Genomic DNA, 12815 nt, shown 5'->3' with positions numbered 1-12815 from the left:
AGACGCTCGCACCGCAGTGCGCAGCACGGAGGTTTCCCAGTGAGCAGCCGCCGCCTGCTCGCGAGCATCGCCGCGTCCCTGCTGACGGCCGGCGCCCATGGCGCCGGCACGCTCACCGTGTGCACCGAAGCCGCGCCCGACGGCTTCGACATCGCGCAGTCCGAGTCGGCGGTGACGCACGACGCGGTGGGCAAGACGGTGCACGACCAGCTGGTGCACTTCAAGCGCGGCACCACCGAGCTGGTGCCCGGCCTGGCCGAACGCTGGGAGGTCAGCGCCGACGGCCTGCAGGTCACCTTGCACCTGCCGCGCGGCGTCAAGTTCCACAGCACGCCCTGGTTCACGCCCACGCGCGAGATGAACGCCGACGACGTGCTGTTCTCGCTGCAGCGCCAGGCCGACCCCAAGAGCCCCTGGCTGCGCGTCGCCAAGACCGGCTTCGGCATGTGGCACGGCACCGGCCTGGCCGAGGTGGTGAAGGCCATCGACAAGGTGGATGCGATGACCGTGCGGCTGACGCTGCGCCATCCGTCCGCGCCGCTGATGACCTACCTGGCCACGCCCTTCACCGGCTCGGTGTACTCGGCCGAATATGGCGAGCAGCTGCTCAAGGCCGGCAAGCCGGAGCAGATCAACGTGCTGCCCGTGGGCACCGGGCCGTTTGTCTTCAAGAGCTACCAGAAGGACGCGGTGATCCGCTTCTCCGCCCACCCCAGCTACTGGGACGGCCGGCAGCCGATCGACAACCTCATCATCGCGATCACGCCGGACGCCCAGGTGCGGGTGCAGCGCCTGAAGGCCGGCGAATGCCTGGTAGGCGCCAACATGAAGGCCGAGGCCTTCAGCGCCTTCGAGGGCACCCCCGTGCGCATGGTGGGCGGCAGCACCTTGCTCACCGGCTACGCGCCGCTGAACACGAAGAAGAAGTTCCTCAACGACAAGCGCTTCCGCCAGGCGCTGTGGCTGGCGCTGGACAAGGCCAACTACATCAAGTCGGTGTACGGCGGCCGCGCCGATGCGGCGACCAGCTTCCTGCCCCCCGCCCAATGGGGCCACGACACCACGCTGGCCGACCGGCGTGACGTGGAGCAGGCCAAGGCGCTGGTCAGGGCCGCCGGCTACGACGGCACCGAGCTCGTCATCTTCACCCGCATCGGCGGCAGCATCGACGGGCGGCGCGCGGCCGAGGTGATGCAGGCCGACTGGGCCCGTGTGGGCGTGAAGACCCGCATCCAGATGATGGAGTGGGGTGAGCTGCTCAAGCGCACCGGCCAGGGCGAGCACGACATCACCTTCCTCGGCTGGGCCGGCTCGGGCGACCCCAACGACTTCTTCGCGCCCAACCTCGCCTGCGCCTCCGTGGCCTCCGGCGGCAACAAGAGCCAGTGGTGCGACAAGGCCTTCGACGCCCTGACAGCCACCGGCGCCGCCACGCAGGAACGAAGCCAGCGCAGCGCGATCTACGGCAAGGCACAGCGTGTGCTTTGGGACGAGGTGCCGCTGATTCCGCTGGTGTATCCCCATTACTTCACCGCCGTGCACCAGAAGGTGCGCGGTTTCATCACCAGCCCGTTGACCGATCTCGATTTCCGCAACGTGTCGGTGCAGTGACGAACCCCATTCCCTTTTCCATTCCCTTCTCGAGAGACCTTCCATGACCCACCGTCGCACCTTGCTGGCCAGCGCCGCCCTGCTCGCCGCCTGCATGACCACGGCGCATGCCGCCGGCACCCTGACCGTCTGCACCGAGAACTCACCCGACGGCTTCGACATCGCGCAGTACGAATCGGCCGTGACCAACGACGCGGCCGGCCGCACCATCTACGACCAGCTGCTGGGTTTCAAGCCCGGCACCACCGAAGTGGTGCCCGGCCTGGCCGAGAAGTGGGAGGTGAGCCCCGACGGCCTGGTGTACACCTTCCACCTGCGCAAGGGCGTGAAGTTCCACACCACGCCCTGGTTCAAGCCGACGCGCGAGCTCAATGCCGACGACGTGGTGTGGTCCATCAACCGGGTGAACGACAAGAAGCACCCAGCCCACGGCGTGGCCAAGAACGGCTACGTGTACTGGGAGGGCATGGGCATGTCCTCGCTCATCAAGTCGGTGGAAAAGGTGGATGCGTACACCGTGCGCTTCACCCTCACCCGGCCGGAGGCGCCCTTCATCGCCGACATGGCGATGGAAGCCATCGGCTCCATCTTCTCGGCCGAGTACGGCGAGCAGCTGCTCAAGGCCGGCAAGCTGGGCGAGCTGAACACGCAGCCGGTGGGCAGCGGCCCCTTCATCTTCCAGAGCTACCAGAAGGACGCCACCATCCGCTACACCGCCAACAAGGAGCATTGGCAGGGCGCGCCGAAGGTGGACAAGCTGATCTTCGCGATCACCAACGACCCCAATGTGCGCATCCAGCGCCTGAAGGCGCAGGAATGCCTGGTCGGCACCAACATGAAGCCGGAGCAGGCCGGCGCCTTCGACAACGACGCCAACGTGAAGATCGTGCGCAACAACGCGCTGCTCACCTTCTACATCGCACCCAACGGCAAGCACAAGTGGGTGTCGGACAAGCGCTTCCGCGAGGCGCTGTGGTATGCCTGGGACAAGAAGACCTTCGCGCAGGCCATCTACGGCGGCAACGCCACGCCGGCGGCCACCTTCCTGCCGCCCGGCATGTGGAGCCATGACAAGACGCTGAAGGAGCGTCAGGACGTCGAGAAGGCCAAGCAGCTGGTCAAGGCGACCGGCTACGACGGCAGCGAGCTCACCGTCTTCGTGCGCATTGGCGGCAGCATCGACGGCAAGCGCGCGGCCGAGCTGATGCAGGCCGACTGGGCGCGCGCCGGCATCAAGGTGAAGCTGCAGATGATGGAGTGGGGCGAGCTGCTCAAGCGCAGCGGCAAGGGCGACCACGACATCACCTTTCTCAACTGGGCCGGCGACAACGGCGACCCCGACAACTTCTTCACCCCCAACTTGAGCTGCTCGGCGGTGGAAGGCGGCGGCAACAAGAGCCAGTGGTGCAACAAGGAGTTCGACAACCTGATCGACACCGCCCGCAAGACCGCCGACCACAAGAAGCGCATCGAGCTGTACACCAAGGCGCAGAAGCTGGTGTACGACGAGGTCGGCATGATCCCCGGTGTGTACCCGGTGTACATGACGGCGGTGAACAAGCGCGTGTCGGGCTACATCCCCGACCCGTTCACCCACAACGACTTCCGTTCGGTGAGCGTGAAATGAACCACCCCTGCAACGCCTTCGGCGCTCCCCCTCAAGGGGGCGCCGCCAGCGGCCCGGCCAAGCCGGCCCCGCGGCGGCACTGGGTGGCCGCCCTGCTGCTGTGTGCCGCTGGCGCCGCCCAGGCAGCCGGGAGCGTCAGCTTCTGCAGCGAAGGTTCGCCCGAGGGCTTTGACATCGCCCAGTACGAGACGGTGAACACCAACGACGCTGCCGGCCTCACGATCTACGACACCCTGCTGCAGATGAAACCCGGCACCACCGAGGTGGTGCCCGGCCTGGCCGAGCGCTGGGAGGTGAGCGCCGACGGCAAGGCCTACACCCTGCACCTGCGCAAGGGTGTGCAGTTCCACAGCACGCCCTGGTTCAAGCCCACGCGCACGCTGAATGCGGACGATGTGCTGTGGTCTTTCCAGCGCATCAACGACAAGCAGCATCCGGCCCACGCGGCCGCACGCAACGGCTTTCCGTACTGGGCCGGCATGAGCATGCCCGAGCTCATCAAGTCGGTGAGCAAGGCGGACCCGATGACCGTGCGCATCGAGCTCACCCGCGCAGAAGCCGCCTTTGCCGCCAACCTGACCATGAACGCCATCGCCTCGGTGTTCTCGGCCGAATACGGCGAGCAGCTGGCCAAGGCGGGCAAGCTGGAGCAACTGAACACCCAGCCGGTGGGCACCGGGCCGTATGTGTTGAAGAGCTACCAGAAGGATGCCCTGATCCGCTACACGGCCCATCCGCAGTACTGGGCCGGGGCGCCCAAGATCGACAACCTGATCTTCGCGGTCACGTTGGACAACGCGGTGATGATCCAGCGCCTGAAGGCCGGCGAGTGCATGGTGGGCGTGCTGGCCAACGACAAGGCCAGCACCCTGGACGGCGACCCGCGCTTCGAGATCGCCAAGAGCCGGCCGCTGATGACCGCCTACATCGCACCCAACAGCAAGCACAAGTGGCTGTCCGACAAACGCTTCCGCCAGGCGCTGTCGCTGGCCGTCGACCGCGGCGCCATCGTGCAGTCGGTGTACGGCGGGTTTGCCGAAGCCGCCGGCAGCTTCCTGCCGCCGGGCATCTGGAGCCACGACCCCAACCTGAAGGACAAGCAGGACGTGGAGAAGGCCAAGGCCCTGGTCAAGGCCAGTGGCTACGACGGCAGCGAGCTGCAGATCTTTGCCACTGCGGGCAAGAGCGACGTCAAGCGCCTGGTGGAGCTGGTGCAATCGGACTGGGCCAAGATCGGCGTGAAGGTGGCCGTGCGCAACATGGAGCTCGGTGAGCTCTACAAGCGCACCGGCAAGGGTGAACACGACCTGGCCGTGCTCAGCTGGTACAGCGACAACGGCGACCCGGACAACTTCCTCACGCCCAACCTCAGCTGCGCCGCGGTGGAAGGCGGCGGCAACAAGGCCCAGTGGTGCAACGCCGCGTTCGACGAGCTGCTGGCCGCCGCCCGCGCCACGCCCGACCTGAAGAAGCGCACCGAGATCTACCGCAAGGCACAGGTGCTGCTGCACGAGGAAACCGGCCTGATCCCGCTGGCCCACAAGCAGGGCCTGGTGGCGGTGGACAAGCGCATCGCCGGCTTTGTGGCCACACCCTTCGGCGGCCACGACTTCAAGGCCGTGCGGCTCAAGTAGGGGACACCATGTTCGGTTTTCTGTTGCGCCGCCTGGCGCTGGTGATTCCCACCTTCCTCGGCATCACGCTGCTCGCGTTTTCGCTCATCCACCTGATCCCGGGCGACCCGGTGCAGGTGATGGCCGGTGAGCGCCGGCTGGACCCGGCCTTCCATGCGGAAGTGCTGCACAAGCTCGGCCTGGACCTGCCGCTGTACCAGCAGTACGGCAACTACCTGTGGAAGGCGCTGCACCTGAACCTGGGTGAGTCCTTCGTCACCCATGAGCCGGTGTGGAGCGAGTTCACCAAGCTGTTCCCCGCCACGCTGGAGCTGTCGGTGTGCGCGATGGGCTTTGCCGCGGTGGCCGGGCTGCTGGCCGGTGTGCTGGCGGCCATCAAGCGCGGGTCGGCGCTGGACCATGGCGTGATGGGTGCCTCGCTCGCGGGCTTCTCGATGCCGATCTTCTGGTGGGGCCTGCTGCTGATCATGTTCTTCTCGGTGGCCATGCGGAACATCGCACCCGAGTTTGCGTTGCCGGTGTCCGGCCGCATGGCGCTGGAGTTTGACATCGCGCCGCGCACCGGCTTCATGCTGATCGATGCCTGGCTGTCGGGCGAAGAGGGTGCATTCAGGTCGGCGCTGTCGCACCTGGTGTTGCCCTCGATCGTGCTGGGCACGGTGCCGCTGGCGGTGATCGCGCGCATGACGCGCTCCAGCATGCTGGAGGTGCTGCGCGAGGACTATGTGCGCACCGCCAAGGCCAAGGGCCTGTCGCCGGCGCGCATCGTGTTCGTGCATTCGCTGCGCAATGCGCTGGTGCCGGTGATCACGGTGATCGGCCTGCTGGTGGGCACCTTGCTCGGCGGCGCGGTGCTCACCGAAACCATCTTCTCCTGGCCCGGCGTGGGCAAGTGGCTGATCGATGCGATCAGCCGGCGCGACTACCCCGTGGTGCAGGGCGGCATCCTGATCACCGCCACCCTGGTGATCGTGGTCAACCTGCTGGTCGACCTGATGTACGGCCTGATCAACCCGCGCATCCGCCATGCGAAATAACAGGGGATCGACATGAGTGCAGTCTTAGCAACCGACGAGGTCAGCCACACCGCGGCGCCGCCTTCGTCCTTCAAGGCCTTCTGGCACAGCTTTGCCGCCAACAAGGGTGCGCTGGCCGGGCTGATCTACTTCACGCTGATCATCCTGTGCGCCCTCGGTGCTGACGTGCTGGCGCCGCACAACCCGATCGAGCAGTACCGCGACGCCCTGCTCACCCCGCCCGCCTGGGCAGCGGAAGGCAGCACCCGCTTCCTGCTCGGCACCGACGACATCGGCCGCGACATCCTGTCGCGCCTGCTGCATGGCGCACGCCTGTCGCTGATGATCGGCCTGGTGGCGGTGGTGCTGTCCATGCTGCCCGGCATCGCGCTGGGCCTCACGGCCGCCTTCTTCCCGCGCGTGGGCATTGCCATCCTGCGCCTGATGGACGTGATGCTGGCCCTGCCCAGCCTGCTGCTGGCCATCGCGGTGGTGGCGGTGCTGGGCCCCGGCCTGCTGAACACCATGTTCGCGATCGCGCTGGTGGCCATTCCCGGCTACGTGCGGCTGGTGCGCGCCAGTGCCATGTCGGAGCTGGCCAAGGACTACGTGGTGGCCTCCCGGCTGGCCGGCGCGAGCACCTTCCGCCTGATGTTCGACACCGTGCTGCCCAACTGCATGGCGCCGGTGATCGTGACCGCCACGCTGGGCTTCTCCGACGCCATCCTCACCGCGGCGGCGCTGGGCTTCCTGGGCCTGGGCGCGCAGCCGCCCACGCCGGAGTGGGGAACCATGCTCGCTTCGGCGCGCGACTACATCGAACGCGCCAACTGGGTGGTCACCTACCCTGGTGTGGCGATCCTCACCACGGTGCTGGCGATCAACCTGATGGGCGACGGCCTGCGCGATGCCCTCGATCCCCGCATGAAGAAGTTGTCCTGACCATGAGCCTCCTCGAAATCAGAAACCTCACCGTCGAGTTCGGCCCGGTGGGCCGGGCGTTCGCTGCGGTGAAGGGCGTGGACGTCACGCTGGACCGCGGTGAGCTGCTCGGCGTGGTGGGCGAATCCGGCTCCGGCAAGAGCGTGAGCATGCTGGCGCTGATGGGCCTCATCGAAGCACCCGGCCGCGTGAGCGCCGATGTGCTCAGCTTCGACGGGCAGGACCTGCTGAAGCTCTCCGCCAACCAGCGCCGCAAGATCGTCGGCCGCGACATGGCGATGATCTTCCAGGACCCGATGACCAGCCTGAACCCGAGCTACACCGTCGGCTTCCAGATCATGGAGACACTGAAGGTGCACCAGCCGGGCAGCAAGCAGCAGATGCGCGATCGTGCGCTGGAGCTGCTGAAGCTGGTGGAGATCCCCGATCCGCTGTCGCGCCTGAATGCCTATCCGCACCAGCTGTCCGGCGGCATGAGCCAGCGCGTGATGATTGCGATGGCGCTGGCCTGCGCACCCAAGCTGCTGATCGCCGACGAGCCCACCACCGCGCTGGACGTGACCATCCAGGCCCAGGTGCTGGACCTGCTGGTGCGCCTGCAGCGCGAGCAGAACATGGCGCTGATCCTCATCACCCACGACCTGGCGCTGCTGGCCGAGCATGCGAAGCGCATCGCCGTGATGTACGCCGGTGAGGTGGTGGAGACGCAGACCGTGCCCACCCTGTTCCAGCAGCCGCACCATCCCTACACGGCGGCGCTGCTGTCCTCCATCCCCGAAGCCAGCCGCGGCGCCAGGCGCCTGCCCACGCTGGCCGGCGTGGTGCCCGGCATGTACGACCGGCCCACCGGCTGCCTGCTGTCGCCGCGCTGCCCCAACGCCCGCGCCAACTGCCATGTGGACCATCCGGACCTGTACCCCATGCCCGATGGCGGGCAGGCGCGTTGCATGTATCCGCTGAACGTGGTGCCCGCCCACGAGGTGACCCCCGCATGACCGCACCCCTGCTCGAAGCGCGCAACCTCTCGCGCCACTACAACGTGTCGCGCGGCATGTTCAAGCCGCACGCCACCGTGAAGGCACTCAACGGCGTCAGCTTCACCGTGAACCCGGGCCAGACGCTGGCGGTGGTGGGTGAATCCGGCTGCGGCAAGAGCACCCTCGCGCGCGCGCTCACCCTGATCGAACAACCCACCGCCGGCACCCTGCAGCTGGACGGCATGGACGCCACCGGCGCCAGCGCGGCGCAGACCAAGGCGCTGCGCAAGCGGGTGCAGATGGTGTTCCAGAACCCCTATGCCTCGCTCAACCCGCGCAAGCGCATCGCGCAGATGCTGGAAGAGCCGCTGCTGCTGAACACGCCGATGAGCGCGGCCGAGCGGCGCGACAAGGTGAGCGCCATGCTGGCCCAGGTGGGCCTGCGGCCGGAGCATGCGCAGAGGTACCCGCACATGTTCTCCGGCGGCCAGCGCCAGCGCATCGCGATCGCGCGCGCCATGATGCTCGCCCCCAAGCTGCTGGTGGCCGACGAGCCCACCTCGGCGCTGGACGTGTCCATCCAGGCGCAGATCCTCAACCTGTTCATGGACCTGCAGGAGCGCACCGGCATCGCCTATGTGTTCATCTCGCACAACCTGAGCGTGGTGGAGCACATCGCCGACCGGGTGATGGTGATGTACCTCGGCCGGGTGGTGGAGTTCGCGCCCAAGGCGCGCCTGTTCTCGCTGCCGATGCATCCGTACACCAAGGCCCTGCTGTCGGCCACGCCCAGCATCGACGCGGCACGCCGGGCCAACAAGATCAAGATCGTGGGCGAGCTGCCCTCGCCCTTGAATCCGCCCAGCGGCTGCACCTTCCACAAGCGCTGCCCGTACGCCACCGAGCGCTGCGTGAGCGACGTGCCCGAGCTGCGCCCGGTGGACGGCACCGAGGTGGCCTGCCACTACGCCGAGGACATCGCGGCCGGCCTGAAGGCCGTCACCCAGTAACCCGCGCGGCCGCCCGGAAGTTCCCACCTCCCCCTAGCCTGCCGGATGCGCAAGGCTAGGGGATTGCGCCGCCTCCCATCGTCTCCCAAGCTGCGCCATCGCTGATGGCCACGGGAGACAGCCATGGGGATCCGAAAGAACGCCAAGTTCCTTACCGCCGCCGAGCGGGAGGCCTTCGTGCGCGCCTGCGTGCTGCTGAAGGCGCACATCGTGAACCCGGCCGCGCCGGCGGACCAGCGCTACAGCAAGTGGGACGAATACGTCGCCGTGCACCGCATGATCCAGAACGCGTTCGCGCCCGGCACGCCGAACGTCAACTTCGGCCATGGCGGCAGCGGCGCCTACAGCTTCCTCAGCTGGCACCGCTACTTCCTTTATCGCCTGGAGCTGGACCTGCAGTCCAAGGTGGCGGGCGTGATGCTGCCCTACTGGGACTGGAGCGATCCAGCCACCCTGATGACCGACACCTTCATGGGCCCCAACGGCACGGTGTCCAACGAAGTGCGCAGCGGCTATTTCGCAGCGGACGCACCCGGCACGGGCACCAACCCCACGCCCGCGCCGGCCTGGTGGCCCGCGGGCCTGACCGGCTGGCGCCTGCCCTCCGCATTCGGCATGAGCGCCGGCCCGCTCAAGCGCGCCATCGGGGCGGTGGCGTCACTGCCGCCCTCAGGCAACATGAGCCAGACGCTTGCCAAGAGCACCTATGCCGATTTCCAGCTGGCGCTCGAAAGCGGCGCTGGGTTGATCGGGGCCACCGCCATGCACAACGGCATGCACACCTGGTTCGGCATGGTGTCGCACATGCGCGACGCGCTGGTCTCGGCTTTCGACCCGATCTTCTTCCTGCACCACGCCAACGTGGACCGGCTGTGGGCCATGTGGCAATGCGACGGCCACGCCACCGACTACCCGGCCGCCGGCGGCAAACCGGCGCACCACCGCAACGACCCCATGTACCCCTGGGTGGGCGCCACCCCGGGTTACGGCACCACATCGCCGATCGCCAGCGCCATCCCAATGCCCGACTTCAGCGCGCTGGGCGTGCAACGCAACGTGGACACCCTGGACCACCGCGCGGCCTACGGCTACACCTACGACACCATCGCCATCATCGGCCTGGGGCTGGACCGCACCGGCTCGATGCTAGGCCTGACGCCTGACCCGATGACGGTGGCCGCACCCGACGTCACCAAATGGGAAGCGGCCAAGCGCGGCGTGTCCGCCTTCCTGCAGGACTGCGAGACGGTGCAGGCCAGCGCCACGATCTACACCGTGGTGGGCATCAAGACCTTCCGCCAGCTGGGCGCCAACGAGTTCCAGTCGGTATTTGCCGGCCCCGGCTATGGCTTGGTGAAAACCGGCTCCGGCTTCAGCCGCGCCACCTTCGATTCCGCCGTGGCCGCCATGACACCCGGCGGCGGCACACCGCTGGCCGATGCGCTGCTGGACGTGAAGAACACGCTGGTGAGCGCGCCTTTTGGCGGCCTGCCGGCCGACGACCGGCGCTACCTGGCCATGCTCACCGACGGCCTGCTCACTGCGGGCGCGCCGATGAACTCCATCCCGAACGGCAGCTTCGCGCCGACCGCCGTGTTCGCGATGGGCTTCGGCACCGGCCTGGACGTGGACTACCCGACCCTGCAGAGCATGGTGGACAAGGGCCGCGCGCTGAGCACCACGCAGGTGTTCCACGGCGAGACCGCCGGCACCATCGACAAGTTCTATTCCAACGCGCTCGCCGCGGCCATCGGCTTCAGCGCGGTGTTCGACCCGGTGCTGGAGCTGTTTGCCGGCGAGCACACCCACATCGACTTCAATGCCACCTCGGCCGACGAGCACTTCCTGATCACCGCCCAGGGCATGGACTTCGACGACGCGAACTGGTCGTTCCAGTTGCACGCGCCGGACGGCAGCATGCTCTACAGCGATGCATCATCCGCCGCCCACGAGGGCGCGCACGGCGCGGGCTGCGGCCACTGCTGCCGCCTGCCGCGGGTGACCGCGCGCCGGGGTGCCGGCCGCCTGTCGCTGGTGCTGGACCGCGATGGCGCGGACGCCGCCTGCTGGGTGGGCACCTGGCAGCTCATGGCCAGCTACCGGGCCCGGCATCTCGACGCGATGGCGATGTTCAGCATCGACAGCCTGATGACCCCGGTGGCCGCCGGCACCCTGCGCGGGCCAAAGTACGCCCGGCTGCTGGTGCCACCCAAGGCGCGCACGCCGCAGCGCAGCCTGCCCTCCACCGCCAGGCATGCACTGGACGCCGTGCCCCCGGGCACCAACCGCAACGACGAGCCGGCCTGCGACCTGGTGGTGAACATCTACGCCCGCACCCGCCTGCGCCACGCGCTGGTGCTGGACAAGCCGTTGCCGGCCGCGGGCGAGAGTGTGTCGGTGCAGCTGCAGGCCGACGTGCTGCAGGGTCGCGCCGTGCAGGGCCGTGCATTCGCCCGCATGGTGTCGCCGCTCACCGACATCGCCGCGCTCGCCCCGGTGCTCAACCCGAAGCAGATCGACCCCGATACGCTCGACCGCGAGCGCAACGTGCCGGTGTTCGATGCGGCACTGGCACTGGCCAACGCCGAACGCCGCGACCCCAAGATCTCGGCACATGCGGACGATCAGATGAAAGTGGCCGTGCACGGCGAGGGCCCGCCGCATGTGCACATCGCGGCCACGCCGGTGCCGGGGCCGTATCACCTGAGCGTGTACATGGAAGGTGAATACTTCCCAGGCGACACCGCCGTGGCAGGCGGCGGCCACGAGCACGGTGCCGCACACGGGCAGGGCGGCGAGGCGCCGAGCCCGAAGCCAGGGGTGGTTGGAGAACCCTTCTCCCGGCTGCTGACCACGCTGGTGCCGGTGGGGCCGGCCTGCGCGCCGCCGGCGCCGAAGAAGAAGCGGGGCGCCAAAAAAGGCTGACGCGATCGTCCGGACGAGACAGCTGCCGAGGACAACAGGGCGCACCCGCCGCCCATCCCAGGGAATCTGCAGTTCATCCGCGCCGCCCTTGCTGGCGCGCAACCCGCCTCCTACAGTGCGCCGACCCACAAGGCACACAACACCAGGAGGCCTACGATGCTGTCGATTTCCCGTCTCTCCCACACCTACCCCAATGGCACGCGCGCGCTGGACGACGTGACGCTGGAGATCCCGCGCGGCATGTTCGGCCTGCTGGGGCCCAACGGCGCCGGCAAGTCCTCGCTGATGCGCTGCCTGGCCACCTTGCAGATCCCCACCGCGGGGGAGATCCGCTTCGACGGGCTGGACGTGCTGGCCGAGCCGCAAAGGCTGCGGGCGCAGCTGGGCTACCTGCCGCAGGACTTTGGTGTCTACCCCCGCGTGTCGGCCTATGACATGCTGGACCACCTGGCGGTGCTCAAGGGCGTGGCCGCGCGCGGCGAGCGCAAGGACACGGTGGAATCCCTCCTGCAGCAGGTGAACCTGTGGGACGTGCGCAAGAAGGCGATCGCCGGCTTCTCCGGCGGCATGCGCCAGCGCTTCGGCATCGCGCAGGCGCTGATCGGCAACCCCAAACTCATCATCGTGGATGAGCCCACCGCGGGGCTGGACCCGGAGGAACGCAACCGCTTCAACAACCTGCTGGCCGAGATCGGCGAGAACGTGGTGGTGATCCTGTCCACCCACATCGTCGACGACGTGACTGACCTGTGTTCGCGCATGGCCATCCTGGTGGGCGGGCGCATCGTGAGCAGCGGCGCGCCGCAGGCGCTGATCGACCAGCTGCAGGGCAAGGTGTGGCAGCGCGCCATCGACAAGGAGCAGCTGGCCGCCTACCGCGAGCGCATGGCCGTCATCGCCACCCGGCTGCGCGGCGGCCGCCCGGTGATCCATGTGCTGGCCGAGCAGGCGCCTGAAGCTGGCTTCGAGCCGGTGGAGGCGGGGCTGGAGGACGTGTACTTCGCCACCCTGCACGGGCAGCGCAGCAACGGCAAGACGCAGCACATCAAGCTGGCCGCCTGAAGGAGAGGGTG

General features: G+C 68.0%; 9 protein-coding genes. All 9 read left to right on the top strand.

Annotation, left to right across the window (positions count from 1 at the left end; translation table 11 throughout):
* Window positions 1-39: 39 nt before the first annotated feature.
* The 9 genes from VPH43_RS16880 to VPH43_RS16840 all read left to right on the top strand — a co-directional run bounded on the left by VPH43_RS16880 (window position 40) and on the right by VPH43_RS16840 (window position 12804).
* The gene (locus VPH43_RS16880; RefSeq protein ID WP_328578893.1) at window positions 40-1611 is read left to right on the top strand and encodes an ABC transporter substrate-binding protein; all 1572 of its coding nucleotides are present in this window, start codon (window positions 40-42) and stop codon (window positions 1609-1611) included.
* 43 nt (window positions 1612-1654) lie between these two features.
* Window positions 1655-3238, top strand: coding sequence for an ABC transporter substrate-binding protein (locus VPH43_RS16875; protein WP_328578892.1), 1584 nt, complete (start codon window positions 1655-1657; stop codon window positions 3236-3238).
* Window positions 3235-4872, top strand: coding sequence for an ABC transporter substrate-binding protein (locus tag VPH43_RS16870; protein WP_328578891.1), 1638 nt, complete (start codon window positions 3235-3237; stop codon window positions 4870-4872). Before VPH43_RS16875 ends, VPH43_RS16870 begins: the two co-directional genes overlap by 4 nt.
* An 8-nt stretch (window positions 4873-4880) precedes the next feature.
* Window positions 4881-5909: an ABC transporter permease subunit gene (locus tag VPH43_RS16865; protein WP_328578890.1), complete on the top strand. Its 1029-nt coding sequence runs from the start codon at window positions 4881-4883 to the stop codon at window positions 5907-5909.
* A gap of 12 nt (window positions 5910-5921) precedes the next feature.
* Window positions 5922-6830, top strand: a complete 909-nt coding sequence (locus VPH43_RS16860; RefSeq protein ID WP_328578889.1) for an ABC transporter permease subunit — start codon at window positions 5922-5924, stop codon at window positions 6828-6830.
* A 2-nt stretch (window positions 6831-6832) separates the two neighbouring features.
* On the top strand, window positions 6833-7825 hold the full coding sequence (locus VPH43_RS16855) for an ABC transporter ATP-binding protein (protein ID WP_328578888.1): 993 nt from the start codon (window positions 6833-6835) through the stop codon (window positions 7823-7825).
* Window positions 7822-8817 carry a peptide ABC transporter ATP-binding protein gene (locus tag VPH43_RS16850; RefSeq protein WP_328578887.1) on the top strand — a complete coding sequence of 332 codons (996 nt, stop codon included), beginning with the start codon at window positions 7822-7824 and terminating at the stop codon, window positions 8815-8817. The genes VPH43_RS16855 and VPH43_RS16850 overlap by 4 nt, the downstream gene beginning before the upstream one ends.
* Before the next feature lie 123 nt (window positions 8818-8940).
* A complete protein-coding gene (locus VPH43_RS16845) occupies window positions 8941-11742 on the top strand; it encodes a tyrosinase family protein (RefSeq protein WP_328578886.1) in 2802 nt (933 codons plus the stop codon).
* Window positions 11743-11898: 156 nt separating this feature from the next.
* Window positions 11899-12804, top strand: a complete 906-nt coding sequence (locus VPH43_RS16840; RefSeq protein ID WP_328578885.1) for an ABC transporter ATP-binding protein — start codon at window positions 11899-11901, stop codon at window positions 12802-12804.
* Window positions 12805-12815 lie beyond the last annotated feature (11 nt).

The sequence above is a fragment of the Ideonella sp. BN130291 genome (assembly GCF_036231905.1).
GTDB lineage: Bacteria > Pseudomonadota > Gammaproteobacteria > Burkholderiales > Burkholderiaceae_C > CAMLIZ01.
The sequence above is the reverse complement of the archived record's forward strand: the minus strand, read 5'-3'. Positions and strand labels throughout refer to the sequence as shown.